At 63.1% G+C, this 15,418-nt stretch carries 15 protein-coding genes; 14 read left to right on the top strand and 1 reads right to left on the bottom strand.

Going from position 1 to position 15,418, the window contains the following annotated elements; all coding sequences use genetic code 11:
- Positions 1 to 2 precede the first annotated feature (2 nt).
- Positions 3 to 725 (bottom strand): C13 family peptidase, encoded by a 723-nt coding sequence (locus NLM33_RS42290; RefSeq protein WP_254106143.1) that lies wholly within the window; start codon positions 723 to 725, stop codon positions 3 to 5.
- On the opposite strand from NLM33_RS42290, the gene NLM33_RS42295 reads away from it, so the two are divergent.
- The 14 genes from NLM33_RS42295 (at position 700) to NLM33_RS42360 (ending at position 15,338) form a co-directional block, all read left to right on the top strand.
- The gene (locus NLM33_RS42295) at positions 700 to 1,815 is read left to right on the top strand and encodes an ABC transporter substrate-binding protein (protein ID WP_254104319.1); all 1,116 of its coding nucleotides are present in this window, start codon (positions 700 to 702) and stop codon (positions 1,813 to 1,815) included. The two genes, NLM33_RS42290 and NLM33_RS42295, sit on opposite strands and share 26 nt — an antisense overlap.
- 75 nt (positions 1,816 to 1,890) lie before the next feature.
- Complete coding sequence (locus NLM33_RS42300) at positions 1,891 to 2,769, top strand: carbohydrate ABC transporter permease (RefSeq protein ID WP_254104320.1); 879 nt, start codon at positions 1,891 to 1,893, stop codon at positions 2,767 to 2,769.
- Positions 2,770 to 2,774: 5 nt separating this feature from the next.
- Positions 2,775 to 3,659, top strand: a complete 885-nt coding sequence (locus tag NLM33_RS42305) for a carbohydrate ABC transporter permease (protein ID WP_254106144.1) — start codon at positions 2,775 to 2,777, stop codon at positions 3,657 to 3,659.
- Between the two features lie 6 nt (positions 3,660 to 3,665).
- On the top strand, positions 3,666 to 4,751 hold the full coding sequence (locus NLM33_RS42310; protein ID WP_254104321.1) for an ABC transporter ATP-binding protein: 1,086 nt from the start codon (positions 3,666 to 3,668) through the stop codon (positions 4,749 to 4,751).
- Positions 4,752 to 4,775: 24 nt separating this feature from the next.
- Entirely contained in the window at positions 4,776 to 5,537 is a 762-nt protein-coding gene (locus NLM33_RS42315; RefSeq protein ID WP_254104322.1) for a sugar phosphate isomerase/epimerase, read from the top strand.
- A 12-nt stretch (positions 5,538 to 5,549) separates the two neighbouring features.
- Positions 5,550 to 6,710 (top strand): Gfo/Idh/MocA family protein, encoded by a 1,161-nt coding sequence (locus NLM33_RS42320; RefSeq protein WP_254104323.1) that lies wholly within the window; start codon positions 5,550 to 5,552, stop codon positions 6,708 to 6,710.
- A gap of 155 nt (positions 6,711 to 6,865) precedes the next feature.
- On the top strand, positions 6,866 to 7,921 hold the full coding sequence (locus NLM33_RS42325; RefSeq protein ID WP_254104324.1) for a sugar phosphate isomerase/epimerase: 1,056 nt from the start codon (positions 6,866 to 6,868) through the stop codon (positions 7,919 to 7,921).
- Positions 7,922 to 7,934: 13 nt separating this feature from the next.
- Complete coding sequence (locus NLM33_RS42330) at positions 7,935 to 9,110, top strand: Gfo/Idh/MocA family protein (RefSeq protein WP_254104325.1); 1,176 nt, start codon at positions 7,935 to 7,937, stop codon at positions 9,108 to 9,110.
- A 380-nt stretch (positions 9,111 to 9,490) separates the two neighbouring features.
- The gene (locus NLM33_RS42335) at positions 9,491 to 10,675 is read left to right on the top strand and encodes an ABC transporter substrate-binding protein (RefSeq protein WP_254104326.1); all 1,185 of its coding nucleotides are present in this window, start codon (positions 9,491 to 9,493) and stop codon (positions 10,673 to 10,675) included.
- A gap of 21 nt (positions 10,676 to 10,696) precedes the next feature.
- Entirely contained in the window at positions 10,697 to 11,569 is an 873-nt protein-coding gene (locus NLM33_RS42340; RefSeq protein ID WP_254104327.1) for a branched-chain amino acid ABC transporter permease, read from the top strand.
- Between the two features lie 44 nt (positions 11,570 to 11,613).
- Positions 11,614 to 12,600 (top strand): branched-chain amino acid ABC transporter permease, encoded by a 987-nt coding sequence (locus NLM33_RS42345; RefSeq protein ID WP_254106145.1) that lies wholly within the window; start codon positions 11,614 to 11,616, stop codon positions 12,598 to 12,600.
- Entirely contained in the window at positions 12,597 to 13,367 is a 771-nt protein-coding gene (locus tag NLM33_RS42350) for an ABC transporter ATP-binding protein (RefSeq protein ID WP_254104328.1), read from the top strand. The genes NLM33_RS42345 and NLM33_RS42350 overlap by 4 nt, the downstream gene beginning before the upstream one ends.
- Positions 13,360 to 14,100, top strand: coding sequence for an ABC transporter ATP-binding protein (locus NLM33_RS42355; RefSeq protein WP_254104329.1), 741 nt, complete (start codon positions 13,360 to 13,362; stop codon positions 14,098 to 14,100). Before NLM33_RS42350 ends, NLM33_RS42355 begins: the two co-directional genes overlap by 8 nt.
- Before the next feature lie 29 nt (positions 14,101 to 14,129).
- Positions 14,130 to 15,338 (top strand): aspartate transaminase, encoded by a 1,209-nt coding sequence (locus NLM33_RS42360; protein ID WP_254104330.1) that lies wholly within the window; start codon positions 14,130 to 14,132, stop codon positions 15,336 to 15,338.
- The last annotated feature ends 80 nt before the right edge of the window (positions 15,339 to 15,418 follow it).

Here is a 15,418-nt window from a genome sequence, read left to right on the forward strand (position 1 = left end):
GTTCATGGACGCGCAACCAGCAATTGATGCACGTTTGCCCCACCTGCCATCAGGGGATACGACGGCTCGAAATGCTCACGCAGTTCCCGCTTCCTGACGAGCGCGCGCGCACCGGCAAATGCATCCATCAGGCTTTCGGCCCGACGGAGCGCGACGTTGAAGAAGGCGTCACCGAAATAAGTCCACTTCGCCTTGTCCTCGCAGCCGAACGACGGATGATCGGCGTCGGCCGCTGTGATGACCAGGACATCGGGAGTCGCGAGACGAGGGATGAATACTCCCGAGTAACAGGCCGAGATGATCACCACCTTGTGGCGCACGCCGGTCTTTGCGAGCATCTCGGCAAGACGGGACGGTGTGAGCGTTTGCTCAAGTCGTCCTGCCTTGATTGCTAGGCCGTCTGGCGAGCCATGCGAGGTAAGAATCACGAACAAAACGTCATTCTCGGCGTCCAGGCGGCTCGCTACATCTTGCAACGATCTGGTCAGACCTTCTGTAGTAGCGCTGCCGCCCTTCTTCGAATTGTACTGCACTTCGATCGCGCCAGTTTCGAAACGACCGGCGACGACCCGTGCTGCACCGGTCGCCTCGCTTTTAAACACACCTTGATCGCCGAAAAGGCCAAAGGATACCACGCCGAGCTTGTGAGCACCCTCGACGGCGTGCACGCTGGAAACCGACAGCGGCGAGGCGGCCGCCGTGAAGGTGTTTGCCGACCAGTTCACCAAGGCCGGCGGCACTTGGGTCGACAGCGCGGTCGCCGGCGCTGCAAATGCACGAAACGCCGCGATCAGCCGCACCGTCGCCGGCAATCCGCCGGCCGCCATGCAGCTCAACACCGGCAAGCAGTTCGACGAGTTGGTGGAAGGCGGCCTGCTCGCCGACGTCGACGCGATCGCAACCGAAGGCAACTGGAAAGGCGTGATGCCCGCCGCGATCATTGCCGCGGCGACCCGCAACGGCAAGATGTATGCGGTGCCGATCAACATCCACGGTCAGAATTGGCTCTGGTACAACAAGGCTGTGCTCGCCTCCGTCGGAGCCGCCGAGCCGAAGACCTGGAATGACGCTCTCGCCATTCTCGACAAGCTCAAGGCCGAGGGCAAGGTGATCCCGCTGGCCTTCTCGGGCCAGAAGAACTGGGAGCAAAACCTGTTCAACTCGGTCATGATCGGCGTCGGCGGCGCACAGATGTGGACCGGCATTCTCGGCAAGCGCGACGCGTCGCTGGCGCGGAGCGCCGAGTTCAAAGCGGTCGCCGTCACCTACAAGAAGCTCAAGGACTATGTCGATGCCGGCGCGCCCGGCCGCAACTGGAATGACGCGACCAACCTCGTCATCCAGGGCAAGGCCGGAATGCAGATCATGGGCGACTGGGCCAAGGGCGAATTCGTCGCGGCGGGTAAGGTCGCCGACAAGGACTATGGCTGCACGGTGCTGTCCAATGGTAGCGGCGGTTACGTGATGGGCGGCGACGTGTTCGTATTCCCGAAGGCGAAGGACCCATCCACCACCAAGGCTCAGATGACCTTGGCGAGACTGATGCTGACGCCCGAGACCCAGATCCAGTTCGCGCTGAAGAAGGGCTCGATCCCGGTGCGTAGCGATGTCGATACGTCCGCGCTCGACGCTTGCGCCCAAAAGGGCATGCGCTATGTCGCAGACAAGGCCCAGCAAATGCCGTCCGGCGACATGCTGGCGCCGCCGGCGATGACCGGCGCGCTTCAGGATGCCATCTCGCAATATTGGAACACCAATATGAGCGCCGATGAATTCTCCGCCAAGGTCGCTGCGGTGCTGAAGTCCCAGGAGTGATGCATCACAAAAGGCGGCTGACGAACTGTCGGCCGCCTTTCCTTCCCGTGGACCTCTCTTCAATCCGGCGATGCGATGCGTCTTTCGCTGAACTCCCGACTTTCCGTGATCTCCGCGCTCTTACCGGCGCTGCTGGTGATGCTCGTCGTCTATGTCGGCGCCACCAGTTGGACGGTGTGGATGTCGCTGACCAATTCACGGATGCTGCCGAACAACAATTTCGTCGGGCTCCGGCAGTATGAGATGCTGCTCGGCAACGACCGCTGGATCACCTCGGTCCACAACATCATTATCTACGGTGTGCTGTTTGTCTCGCTTGCGCTTCTGATCGGCTTCCTGCTGGCGGTTGCGATCGATCAGCGGGTGCGCGCCGAGGACACGATCCGCTCGATCTATCTCTATCCCTATTCGATGTCCTTCGTCGTCACAGGCCTGGTCTGGCAATGGCTGCTCAACCCGACGCTCGGCATTCAGCATGTGCTGCGCAGCTGGGGCTTCGAAGGCGCGACGTTCGACTGGATTGTTCGGCCGGAGACCGCAATCTATTGCCTGGTCATTGCCGGCGTCTGGCAGGCTTCGGGGCTGGTGATGGCGATCATGCTCGCTGGCCTGCGCGGCGTCGACGACGAAATCTGGAAGGCGGCGCGGGTCGACGGCCTGCCGAAGTGGCGGGTCTATGTGTCGATCATCATTCCGATGATGGGTGCGAGCTTTGCGACCGCCGCGGTGCTGCTGTCGACGGGCGTGGTGCGCCTCTACGACCTCTCGGTAGCGATGACCAATGGCGGGCCAGGCATTGCCTCGGAGGTGCCTGCCAAATTCGTCATGGACCATCTGTTCGAACGCGCCAATATCGGGCTTGCGACTGCGGCGGCCACCACCATGCTGATTACGGTGATCGCGGTGGTCGCGCCCTATCTCTACTGGCGCGCGCGCAAGGGAGAGATGCGATGACCGCAGTGGCGCAGCCTTTGCCCGCCGCGCGGCGGGGCAAGCGCATGACCCCGGCGCGCTGGGGCCTCTATGCCTTCATCTTCATTACCGCGCTCTACTTCCTGCTGCCGCTCTATGTGATGGTCGTCACCTCGCTGAAGCCGATGGCAGAGATTCGGCAGGGTAATCTGCTGGCCTTGCCGGCAGCTCCCAGCATCGACGCATGGGTCAAGGCCTGGACCTCGGCCTGCACCGGTCTGACCTGCCAGGGTATCAAGATCGGCTTTCTCAACTCGCTGCGCATCCTGGTGCCGTCGGTCGTCATCTCCATCCTGGTCGGCTCGCTTACCGGTTATGCGCTGTCGCTATGGCGGGTGCGCGGCGCCAACATCCTGTTCGGCGCGATGATGGTGGTCGCGTTCATTCCCTATCAGGTGTTCATCTATCCGTTGGTTCGCCTGTTCTCCTTCGCCGGGCTCGGGCAGTCGCTCCTGACCATCGTGATCATCCACACGATCTTCGGCTTTCCCACGATGACGCTGCTGTTCCGCAATTATTTCGCATCGCTGCCGGTCGAGTTGTTCAAGGCCGCCCGCGTCGACGGCGCCGGCTTCTACCAGATCTATGCGCAGATCATGATGCCGATGGCCACCCCCATGATCGTGGTCGCGGTGATCTTGCAGACCACCGGCATCTGGAACGACTTCATCCTAGGGCTCGTCTTCGCCGGCCGCGACAATCTGCCGATGACCGTGCAGCTCAATAACATCGTCAATTCGACGCAAGGTGAGCGCGCCTACAATGTCGACATGGCGGCCACGCTGTTGACCGCGTTGTTGCCGCTTGCCGTCTATTTCGGCTCCGGCCGCTGGTTCGTCCGCGGCATCGCCGCCGGCGCAGTGAAAGGCTGACGCAGCATGCAGAAATCGAACGTCGACATCAGGAGCCTGCAGATCGGCTTTGGCGGCCTGAAGGTGCTGGAGAACCTCGATCTCCACGTCGATGCGTCCGAGTTCCTCGTGCTGCTTGGGCCGTCTGGCTGCGGCAAGTCGACATTGCTCAACGCGATTGCCGGGCTGATCGACGTCAAAGGCGGCGAAATCCATATCGGCGGCCGAGATGTCACATGGGCAGAACCGAAGGATCGCGGTATCGCGATGGTGTTCCAGAGCTACGCGCTCTATCCGCGCATGAGCGTGCGCCGAAACATGTCGTTCGGGCTGAAGGTCGCGGGCACGCCGCGGGACGAGATCGAGCGCCGCGTCGGCGAGGCCGCGCAGATGCTGCGGCTCACCAGTCTCCTCGACCGCCGTCCCAGCGAGCTCTCCGGCGGCCAGCGTCAGCGTGTCGCGATCGGACGGGCGCTGGTGCGCCATGCCGGGGTCTATCTGTTTGACGAACCGCTCTCCAATCTGGATGCTCAGCTGCGCGCCGAGCTCAGGGTCGAGATCAAGCGGCTGCATGCACGGCTCGGTGCCACGATGATCTACGTGACGCACGACCAGATCGAGGCGCTGACGCTCGCGGACCGCATCGCAGTCATGCAGGGCGGCGTGATCCAGCAGCTCGACACGCCAAAGAAAATCTATCGCGAACCGGTCAACCGCTTCGTCGCTTCCTTCGTCGGCTCGCCCGCGATGAACTTCATTTCTGGTCGGCTCGCGCGCGGCAGCGAGCTCGGCTTCATCGCCGGTGTAAACCGGCTTGCCCTGAACGGCTACGTCTTCCGCGGCCAGCCGACCGACGCGCCCGTTGTTCTCGGCATCCGGCCCGAGCATGTCGAGTTGACCGCGTCGGACGATCCATCCTCCGTGTCCGCGCGCGTCGAGATGGTCGAGCCGATGGGCGCCGACACGCTGATCTGGTGTCGTCTCGCCGACGGCACTGCCTTCTCCTTCCGCCATGATGCGGACGCGCAGGTGCGTGTGGGGGACACGCTCACCGTCCGCTTCCCCGCCGACGCCCTGTCGCTGTTCGATGAGGCGAGCGGACAGCGCCTGTAGTCTTCACCCAGCCGAAAGCGAGACATGACCAAACCAATCGGCCGATTTTCCATCCAGCTCTATTCCGCCCGCTCCATTACCCCGCTTGAGGCGCAATTCGCGCTGCTGTCCGAGCTCGGCTACACGATGGTCGAGCCTTGGGGCGCGCTGTTCAATGATCCCGAGACGCTGAAGCGGCTGCTCGACGTCCACGGCATGACCGCGCCGAGCGCTCATGTCGGCCTCGACCCGTTGCGCGAGGATGCGGTCGGTACGGCGGGGATGTGCAAGGGACTCGGCATCGAGACCATCTTCGCGCCGGCCCCGCCATTGGGTGAGCGCGAAGGCGGCGAAAAGGAATGGCGCGGCATCGGGCGCGAGCTCGCTGAGATCGGAAAGGCGGTGACTGGCGAAGGACTCAAATTCGGCTGGCACAACCATCATTGGGAATACGGCCGCACCGGGAGCGGCAAGACCTATCTCGAATGCCTGTTCGAGGAGGCCCCCGATCTCGTCTGGGAAGCCGATCTCGCCTGGATCGTGCGAGGTGGCGGCGATCCGGTCGCCGAGATCAAGAAGCATGCTCGGCGCCTGGTCGCCTGCCACATCAAGGATCTCGCGCCATCTGGACAATGCGCTGATGAGGATGGCTGGGCAGATCCTGGCCACGGCATCATGAATTGGCCGGCGCTGCGCGCGGCGATGAAGGAGGCAGGGGTCTCCCTGTTCGTCGCTGAACACGATAAGCCGAACGACGTCGCCCGCTTCGCGCGCCGGGCGCGCGAGACCGTGTCGTCATGGACGTGATGGGGAGCGATCATGAGTAAGCTCGGTGTCGGCATCGTCGGATGCGGCAACATCTCGACGATCTACATGCACAACATGCCGAAGTTCCGCGATCTCAAGCTGATCGCCTGCGCGGACCTGCGGCCTGAGGCCGCGCAAGCCCAGGCGGCGCAGTTCGGCATCGAGGCGTTGTCGATCGAAGCGCTGCTGGCGCGTCCCGATATCCAGATCGTCGTCAATCTCACTACGCCGAATGCGCATTACGGCGTGAGCCACGCGGCGTTTAACGCTGGCAAGCACGTGTTCGGCGAAAAGCCGATCACGGTGGAGGCCGATGACGCCGCGACCTTGGTCGCGGAGGCTGCTCGTCGCGGCCTGAAGCTCGGCTGCGCGCCGGATACTTTCCTTGGCGGCGGCGGACGGATGGCGCGCGAGTTCGTCGATACGGGGCGGATCGGCAAAGTGCTCTACGGCACCTGCTTTCTGATGTCGCATGGCATGGAGCACTGGCACCCCGATCCAACCTTCTTCTTCAAGCCAGGCGGCGGGCCGATCCTCGACATGGGGCCCTATTACCTTGCGGCCCTCATCAACCTGTTGGGTCCCGTTGCGCTAGTGCAGGGGCGTGCGAGCGCCGGCTTCGCCACGCGGCTCGTCACCTCGAAGGGACCGATGAACGGCAAGACCGTCGCGGTTGAAACCCCGACGACGGTGATGTCGCTGCTGCATTTCGAGTCGGGCGCCGACATCATTTTTGCGATGAGCTGGGACGTCTGGAAACACGGACATCCGCCGATCGAGCTTTACGGCACCGAGGGCTCGCTGCGCGTGCCGGACCCCAACTTTTTCGGCGGCGCGGTGCAATACACCGAAAAGGGGGGCGACTGGATCTCAGTCACAGCCGACGACCGGCCGTTCGGTAAGCCCAACTGGCGCTCGCCGAATTGGGCCGATCACATGCCGAACCAGGCCAACTATCGTTGCCTGGGCGTCGCCGAACTCGCAAGTGCGGTACTGCGCGGCACGCCACACCGCTCCTCCGGTGCGCTGGCGAGCCATTCGCTGGAGGTGAAGCACGCGATCCTCAAGGCCAGCGTCGAAGGTGGAGAGATCGCGGTGCGCTCGCGCGTCGCGCGACCGGCGCCGCTGTCCGATGTCGATGCGATGGCGTTGTGGGCCGGGGAGGCGTTCTGACGCGGGATAGTCCACCGTTGTGATCGGCCGGTCTCGGCATTGGGATGAAAAGCCCGCTCCGTCTCCTGGAACCAGCAAGGGGAGGCGAGTTTTGATGGGGTATCGAGCTCAGCGGGCGGATGCTGCTGGAGCGTCCAGGTAGAAGGAAGCATTCGATGAAGATGATCAAGGGACCGGCGATATTCCTCGCTCAGTTCGCTGCCGACGCGGCGCCGTTCAACTCCCTCGACTCGATCTGCGGATGGGCGGCCTCGCTCGGCTACGAGGGGGTTCAGATTCCGAGCTGGGATGGGCGGCTCTTCGACTTGAAGAAGGCCTCGGAGTCGCAGGACTACGCCGACGAAGTGAAGGGAATCGCGGCCCGCCACGGGCTGGCGATCACCGAGCTCTCGACCCATCTCCAGGGCCAGCTCGTTGCCGTTCACCCGGCCTATGACGCGGCATTCGACGGCTTCGCCGTGCCGGAGGTGCGCGGCAACGCCAAGGCGCGCACGGAGTGGGCCGTCGACCAGGTCAAGCGTGCGATCCTGGCGTCCAGGCGACTCGGGATCACTGCACAAGCGACCTTCTCCGGCGCACTTGCCTGGCCCTATGTCTATCCCTGGCCGCAGCGTCCGGCCGGCCTCATCGAGACCGCCTTCGACGAGCTCGCCAGGCGCTGGCGGCCGATCCTCGATTATGCCGACGAGCAGGGTGTTGATCTCGCCTATGAGATCCATCCTGGCGAGGACCTTCACGACGGCGTCTCCTACGAGATGTTTCTTGAGCGGGTGAACGGCCACAAGCGCGCGAACCTGCTCTACGACCCGTCGCACTTCGTGCTGCAGCAGCTCGACTATCTCGACTACATCGACATCTATCACGAGCGCATCAAGGCCTTCCACGTCAAGGACGCCGAGTTCAACCCGACGGGCCGCCAGGGCGTCTATGGTGGGTTCCAGAGCTGGGTCGACCGTGCCGGCCGCTTCCGATCGCTCGGCGATGGCCAAGTCGATTTCGGCGCCATCTTCTCGAAGCTCACGCAATACGATTACGACAGCTGGGCGGTGCTCGAGTGGGAATGTGCGCTGAAACATCCGGAGCAAGGCGCGCGCGAGGGGGCCGAGTTCATCAAAAGCCATATCATCCGGGTCACAGAGAAAGCCTTCGACGATTTCGCAGGCTCCGGCACCGACGACGCAGCGAACCGCAAGATGCTTGGCATCTCCTGAGCGAGGAGAAGAAATGACTATCGAAGCAAGCAACGAAGCCGGCGATCGCGGTCGTATCCGGCTCGGCATGGTCGGCGGCGGCCAGGGGGCCTTCATCGGCGCCGTCCACCGCATCGCCGCTCGCATCGACGACCAGTTCGAACTTGTGGCCGGCGCGCTCGCGTCGGATCCGGTCCGAGCCAAAGTATCAGCGAAGGAACTCGGCATCGCCGACGACCGTGCCTATGGCTCCTTCGAGGAGATGGCGAAGGCGGAAGCCGCGCGAGCGGACGGCATCGAGGCGGTCTCGATCGTGACGCCCAACCACATGCACAGTCCGGTCGCGAAAATCTTCCTGGAAGCCGGAATTCATGTGATCTGCGACAAGCCGCTGACGACAACCGTTGCCGAGGCCGAGGAACTGGTGGCGATGGTCAGGAAGACGGGCAGGGTCTTCGTGGTGACGCACAATTACACAGGCTATCCCATGGTTCGACAGGCTCGGGCCATGGTCGCAAACGGCGATCTCGGCGAAATCCGTCTCGTCCAGGCGGAGTATCTGCAGGATTGGTTGACGGAGCGACTAGAGGCCGGTGGCCAGAAGCAGGCGGCGTGGCGCACGGACCCCGCCCGGTCAGGCGCCGGCGGGTGCATCGGCGACATCGGGACCCACGCCTACAATCTCGCCTGCTTCGTCACCGGACTCGAGCTCGACGAATTGCTCGCACAACTGTCGACCTTCGTCGAGGGGCGGCGTCTCGATGACGATGTCCAGATCCTGCTCAAGTGGAAAGGCGGCGCCAAGGGCATGCTGTGGGCGAGTCAGGTCGCCGTCGGCAACGAGAACGGCCTCACGTTGCGCGTCTACGGCAGCAAAGGCGGCCTCGAATGGGCGCAGGAGAATCCGAACCATCTCTGGTTCACGCCATATGGTGGCCCCAAGCAACTCCTGACCCGCGGCGGCGCCGGCGCCTTGGGCGAGGCGGCCCGCGTCACCCGCGTCCCCTCCGGTCACCCCGAGGGCTATCTGGAAGGTTTCGCAACAATCTATGCTGAGGCAGCGCGCGCCATCCGCGCGGCAAGGGTCGGTGAAAAGCCGGATACTAATGTGATCTTCCCAACCGTTGAGGATGGCTTAGCAGGCGTGAAGTTCATCGACGCTGCCGTGAAGTCCTCGGCATGCAAAGGTACCTGGGTTCGAATGACGTAACTGCCGCCGTGACATGGCTTCTAGATGCATACGAGGCATGGCAAAGGCGCCCCGAACATAGGGACAACCTGATTCGAGCGGCCATTTGTTGGCGCCATATCTGCGCACCTGATCTGGTTGGGACGATGCTTCGCGCAGGCAAAGGATAAGCACATCCAACGCTGCCGCGCTCTCGCAGTCTGACTTGAGCGCGGCAAGCCGACGGGACGCAGGCGTTCCGTCGCCATAAGAATTCACTATGGCGGCAGACCGCAGTCGTGCTTCCCCCGCTGAGGCGCGTAAATCTATTTTTTGCCGTCAGGCGCCGCCCAAATTCTAAGAAGACCACAGAAGTGGCGGAATTGGCGGACGCGCATCTGCAGCAGCAATGGAGCGGGGAAATGACGATCGAGTTGAGCCGGCGGGGATTTTGTATTGGAACGGCGCTGATTGGACTTCAGACCGTCTCCTCCAGCGCCTTCGCCCGAAGCGAGGATGGGACCGTCAAGCTCGGCCTCGTCGCGCCGATGAGTGGACCGAATGCCCGCTACGGCTCCTTCTCGCTGCGCGGCGCGCAAATGGCGGCGAAGGAAATCAACGGTGCCGGCGGTGTCGGCGGGCGCAAGATCAACATCATGGCCGGTGACAGCCAGGGGACGCCGGTCGAGGGCGTCTCGGCGACGCGGCGGCTGATCGACCAGGACCAGGTCGATTTCATCATCGGCGATGTCTCGAGCTCTGTGACGCTCGCGATGCAGCCGGTAGCCGAAGATGCCGGCGTGCTCCTGCTCAATGCGGCCTCGTCCAACCCGAAGATCACCTACAAGGCGGGCGTAGGCGGCTTCAAATGGACCTATCGCAACTATCCGACCGACGAGAACCGGGCCTTGATCGTGCTGCAATACGCGGCGGAGAAGAAAGGCTTCACCAAATACGCAGTGCTCTCGGTCGATACCGATTATGGGCGCGCGGCCATTGAGTTTACCAAGAAGTACCTGCCTCGTTTCAAGAGCCAGATCCTGACGGAAGACTATTACAAAGAGGGCGAGGTCGATTTCCGCAGCGTGCTTTCCAAGATCCGCGATTCCGGCGCCCAGGCCATCATCATGTACGGCAACGCCGATAGCACACCCATCGTCGGACGCCAGATGATGGAAGTCGGGATCGCCGGCAAGATTCCGCTGATCGGGAACGCGGAGTTCAATACGGCAAGCACCATCAAGGCAGCGCCGAAAGCGCTCGAAGGGGCCATCGAGGCGGCGGCATGGCTGCCGGCCTATGACTCCGAGAAGAGCAAGGCCTTCGTCGAAAAATTCACCACCGAGTTCCGCGAGGCGCCCAACAACCACGCCTATGTGCACTGGGAGACCGTGCACCTGCTGGCCAAGGCGATCGAGCAGGCCCAGAGCATCGATCGCGAGAAGGTCCGCACCGCGCTCTCCAAGATCCACTATGCGAGCGCGGTCGGCGATGTGACCTTCGACGATCACAATCAGGCCCGCTTGCCGATGATCCTGCTTGAGATCGAGAATGGCAAGCCGGCCATCAAGGGAGCCTATTCGGCCGAGATCGACTATCCGAAATAGGGCAGCGGAACGGTATCAACCATGTTCTACACGATCATCGAGCAGGTCGTTAACGGCATCGTATCCGGATCGGTCTATGCGATCGTTGCCGTCGGCATGACGATGATCTTCGGCGTCCTGCGCGCCATCAATTTCGCCCATGGCGAATACTACATGCTCGGCACCTTCGGGGCCTGGTTCGCGATCGACTATTTCGATCTGCCCTATCCGGTGGCGATCGTGATCGGCGTGGTGGCAACGGCGGTGATCGCGGTGGTCGTCGGCAACTTCGTGATGCAGCGGATCGTCGGAGCGCCGGCCGAGGCCGGCGTGCTCGCAACCCTCGGCGTCGCGCTGATCCTGCAGAACACCGTCATCCTGGTGTTTGGTGGCAGCTACAAATTCTTCTCCGGCGGCTATATCGAGCCGGTGACGCTGTTCGGCTTCACGTTGGCCGAGCAACGCATCCTGATCATCATCGTCGGCCTGATCGTGTTCATAGGCCTCGAGCTGATGGTCACCTACAGCCGGATGGGAAAGGCGATGCGCGCGGTCTCGCAGAACATCGAATGCTGCGCGGTGGTCGGCATCGACGTCCGTCACGTTGCGCTCTGGACCTTTATCCTCGGCGCCGGTCTTGCGGCGCTCTCGGGCGTGCTGACCGCGCCCGTGAATGTCAGTGTCTACGGCGGGATGGGCGAGCTCATTACCTTCAAGACGCTGCCGATCATCATCATGGGTGGGCTCGGCAACGTTCGTGGCACCTTCGTTGCGGCGATGATCCTCGGCATAGCGGAGAGCCTGGTCGCCACCTATGTCGGGCTGCAGTTCCGCGACACCGTCGGCTTTGCGACCCTGATGCTGGTGCTGATGTGGCGTCCGCACGGGCTGTTCTCCGCGCAGGCGCGCTTCTGATCGCTGGGATGTGACATTTGACCGAGATCGTCCGAGACCAGACCATGACGTCAGCCGAAAGCCCGGCCGTGAGGAGGGGACCGGATCTTCGCGTTCCGTTCGGCCTTGCGCTTGCGGTGTTGGCCTGCGTCGCGCCGCTGTTTCTCGGCAACTACCCGCTGCACGCGATCATCGTCGCGCTGATCTTCCTTCTGCCGGCCCACGGTCTCAATCTGCTGCTCGGATACACCGGCCTGCTGTCGCTGGCGCAGGCGGCGTTCTTCGGCATCGGCGCCTATGCCTCGGCGCTGCTGGCGGTGCATTTCGGTACGCCGTTCTATCTGAATTTCCTCGCCGCCGGCCTCGTCACCGGCGCGGTCGCGCTGCCGCTCGGGATTCCCGCACTTCGGCTGCGGTCGACGTCGTTTGTGATGTGCACGCTCGGCTTCGTGATCATCGGGCAGGCGATTGTGAAAAACTGGATCAGCTTGACGCGCGGCGACATGGGGCTGGCGGCGATACCAAAACCTTACTTCGCGCTGGGGCCGGCCTCGTTTACGGTCTCCGGCACCGTCGGCTTCTACTATTTGGTGCTCGCCATCGCCGCACTGGCGACGCTGGCCGTCTATCTGATCGTTCGCTCGCCGGCCGGCCGCAACATGATCGCCATCCGCGAGAACGAGACGCTCGCTGAATCCGTGGGCATCCCGACCTGGCACTACAAGCTGGTCGTCTTCATGATCAGCGCCGTCTTTGCCGGGCTCGGCGGTAGTCTTTATGCACACTACCTGACCGTGGTCAGCCCGCTGACCTTCCAGATGTACTACTCGACGACGATGCTGATCATCGTGCTCGGCGGCGGGGCGGGGACCATCTCGGGCGTGATCTTCGGCAGCCTGCTGTTCGTGGGTCTCACCGAAGCCCTGCGCGTTGCGCCGGAGCTGCGCATGATCGCCTACGGCTTCTTCCTGCTCGCCCTCGTGTTCTACTTCCCGAACGGGTTCGCGCCGCTGATCGGCCGCTTCTGGTCATTCCTCGAGAGGCGCAAATGAGCGGGCTGCCGATCCTCGACATCTCTGGTCTGTGCAAGTCCTACGGCGCGGTGCGCGCGGTCGACGGTGTCGACCTGCATGTCGATCGCGGCGAGATCTGCGGGCTGATCGGACCGAACGGATCCGGAAAATCCACCTTCTTCGACTGCGTCACCGGGCTCGCAAAGCCCAACGCTGGGGCGGTGAAGCTCGACGGCCAGGACATCACGGGCTGGTCGCTGAACGATATCGCGCGCGAGGGCCGAATGCTGCGCTCGTTCCAGAAGACGGTGGTGTTCTCAGCGCTCGACATCGAGGAGAACCTCGTCATCGCCGGCCAGATGTTCACCTTTCCCGGGATCTGGTCGACCTTCGGTATCGGCACCGCCGCGCGCAACCGCGTCGCGGCCTTACGAGAACGCGCACGCGAGCTCATCAAGATCGCCGGCCTCTGGGACGTACGCTTCCAGCCCGCGGGCAAGCTCTCCGGCGGCCAGCAAAAACTGATCCAGTTTGCCTCGATGCTGATGCCGGAACCAAAGCTTATTTTGCTCGACGAGCCCATGGCCGGCATCAATCCAAAACTGATCGAGCGTGTGGTCGAGAGCATTCGTCTCGCCAACACCTCCTTCGGCGTTAGCTTCCTGATCATCGAGCACAACATCGACGTGGTGACCAGCCTGTGCAAGCGCGTGGTGGTGCTCGACCAGGGCCGCAAGCTCGCGGAAGGCGCGCCCGACGAGATCGTCCAGAACCAGGCGGTGCGGGAGGCCTATCTCGGTGGCTGAACCCTCTCTCTCGATCAAAGGCCTGCGCGCAGGCTACGGCTCTCTCGACATCCTCAACGGCGTCGATCTCGACGTGCCGCAGGGCCAGTTCGTCGCGTTGATGGGACCGAACGGCGCAGGCAAGTCGACGCTGCTCAAGACGCTCTACGGCATGACCACCGTCAAGGGCGGCAGCATCAACTGGCAGGGCAAGGACATCTCGGCTTTCAAGTCGCGCGCGATCCTGGCCGAGGGCATCTCCTGGGTGCCGCAGGGTCGCTGCAACTTTCCGGTCATGACGGTCGACGAGAATCTGCAGATGGCCGCCTATACGCTGCGCGACAGCAATGTGAAGGTGGAGCGCGACTATGTCTATGACCTCTTCCCGATCCTGAAGACGCGCCGCAATACGTTGGCGGGCAACATGTCGGGCGGCGAACAGCAGTTGCTCGAGGTCGCGATGGCCGTGCTGCAGCGGCCAAAAATCCTGCTGGTCGACGAACCGTCGGTCGGCCTGTCACCGACCGCAATCGGCATCGTGTTCGACGAGCTCCTGCGTATCAACGCGGCAGGCCAGACCATACTGCTCGTCGAGCAGAACACCAAGAAGGCGATGGCGGTGGCGCAGCGCGCCGTCATCCTGCGGCTCGGCAAGGTGATCTGGGATGGCCGGCCCGCCGACATCACCCATGACGAACTCGGCGAACTCTTCCTCACCGGCCGCATGCGCGGCGAGACCGACGTCGAACACTGACTCGATCTGCAACTCAAAGGACGACCACTGTGACGATCTTCGTGCCGGCCGCGCGCGTCTCGCGCATCAAGATATCTCCGACCACGGCGGCGTCCGCGCGGGTGCGCGAGCTCAAGGCCGCCGGCCGCGACATCGTCGACATGGCGATCGGCGAGCCTGATTTCGACACGCCGGATCAGATCAAGGCGGCGGCGCATGAGGCGATCGACCGCGGTGAGACGAAATATACTGCCGTCAACGGCACGGTCACCCTGCGCAAGGCCGTGATCGCTGACTACAAGCGTCGCCTCGGATTGGAATATAGCGACAACGAGATCTGCGTCGGCGGCGGCGCCAAGCAGATTCTGTTTCTGGCGCTGATGGCAAGTGTGGAGGAGGGCGCCGAAGTCATCATTCCCGCGCCCTATTGGGTCTCCTATCCCGACATGGTTATCGCCAACGACGGCAAGCCGGTCATTGTTCGCTGCTCCGAGAACCAGGGATTCAAGCTGACGGCGGAGGCGCTGGAGGCCGCGATCACACCGCGGACGCGCTGGCTGATCCTCAATGCGCCCTCGAACCCGACCGGTGCAGCCTATTCACGCAGTGATCTCGAGGCGCTTGGCGCCGTGCTGCTGCGCCATCCCAACGTCCTCATCCTCTCCGACGACATCTACGACCAGATCTGGTATCGCGACGAGCCCGCGACGACGCTTGCGGCCGCGGTACCCACACTCAAGGATCGCGTCCTTCTCGCCAACGGCGTGTCCAAGACCTACGCCATGACCGGGTGGCGGATCGGTTATGCCGCCGGCCCCGCGCCGCTGATCGCGGCCATCAACAAGCTGCAATCGCAGATATCGTCCTGTCCGTCGTCGATCAGTCAGGCGGCGGCCGCCCATGCGCTGGCCAGCGACCAGTCGTTCGTTCGCGACAGCGTCAGGCTCTACAAGGAGCGCCGCGACTACGCCTGCGCGCGGTTGAACGCGATACCGGGGCTGTCGTGCCTGGTGCCGGACGGCGCCTTCTACCTCTATCCCGGTTGTGCCGGCGTGATCGGCAAGACCACCCCGGACGGAAAGGTCATCGGGAACGATCTCGACTTCGTGCTCTATCTGCTCGACGGCGTCGGCGTGGCCGCCGTGCAGGGTGCAGCCTACGGACTTTCGCCCTATTTCCGCCTGTCGATTGCGACCTCGATGGATGCGATCAAACAAGCCTGCGACCGCATCGAGAAGGCCTGCAGGGCGCTTCGCTGAGAGCTGTGACGCCGCAGGTGAAAATCGGCGGTGCTCTGGTAGAATCTCATTGAAATCAATAGGCTAGATAAAGGATAGTG

Origin of the sequence: Bradyrhizobium sp. CCGUVB1N3 (assembly GCF_024199925.1) — a bacterium.
Classification (GTDB): Bacteria; Pseudomonadota; Alphaproteobacteria; order Rhizobiales; family Xanthobacteraceae; genus Bradyrhizobium.

What these genes read in the sequence shown, in the direction of transcription:
- NLM33_RS42300 (WP_254104320.1), top strand. Translation starts at nt 1,891, where the DNA reads ATGCGTCTTTCGCTGAACTCCCGACTTTCCGTGATCTCCGCGCTCTTA.
- NLM33_RS42310 (WP_254104321.1), top strand. Translation starts at nt 3,666, where the DNA reads ATGCAGAAATCGAACGTCGACATCAGGAGCCTGCAGATCGGCTTTGGC.
- NLM33_RS42315 (WP_254104322.1), top strand. Translation starts at nt 4,776, where the DNA reads ATGACCAAACCAATCGGCCGATTTTCCATCCAGCTCTATTCCGCCCGC.
- NLM33_RS42320 (WP_254104323.1), top strand. Translation starts at nt 5,550, where the DNA reads ATGAGTAAGCTCGGTGTCGGCATCGTCGGATGCGGCAACATCTCGACG.
- NLM33_RS42325 (WP_254104324.1), top strand. Translation starts at nt 6,866, where the DNA reads ATGAAGATGATCAAGGGACCGGCGATATTCCTCGCTCAGTTCGCTGCC.
- NLM33_RS42330 (WP_254104325.1), top strand. Translation starts at nt 7,935, where the DNA reads ATGACTATCGAAGCAAGCAACGAAGCCGGCGATCGCGGTCGTATCCGG.
- NLM33_RS42335 (WP_254104326.1), top strand. Translation starts at nt 9,491, where the DNA reads ATGACGATCGAGTTGAGCCGGCGGGGATTTTGTATTGGAACGGCGCTG.
- NLM33_RS42340 (WP_254104327.1), top strand. Translation starts at nt 10,697, where the DNA reads ATGTTCTACACGATCATCGAGCAGGTCGTTAACGGCATCGTATCCGGA.
- NLM33_RS42345 (WP_254106145.1), top strand. Translation starts at nt 11,614, where the DNA reads ATGACGTCAGCCGAAAGCCCGGCCGTGAGGAGGGGACCGGATCTTCGC.
- NLM33_RS42350 (WP_254104328.1), top strand. Translation starts at nt 12,597, where the DNA reads ATGAGCGGGCTGCCGATCCTCGACATCTCTGGTCTGTGCAAGTCCTAC.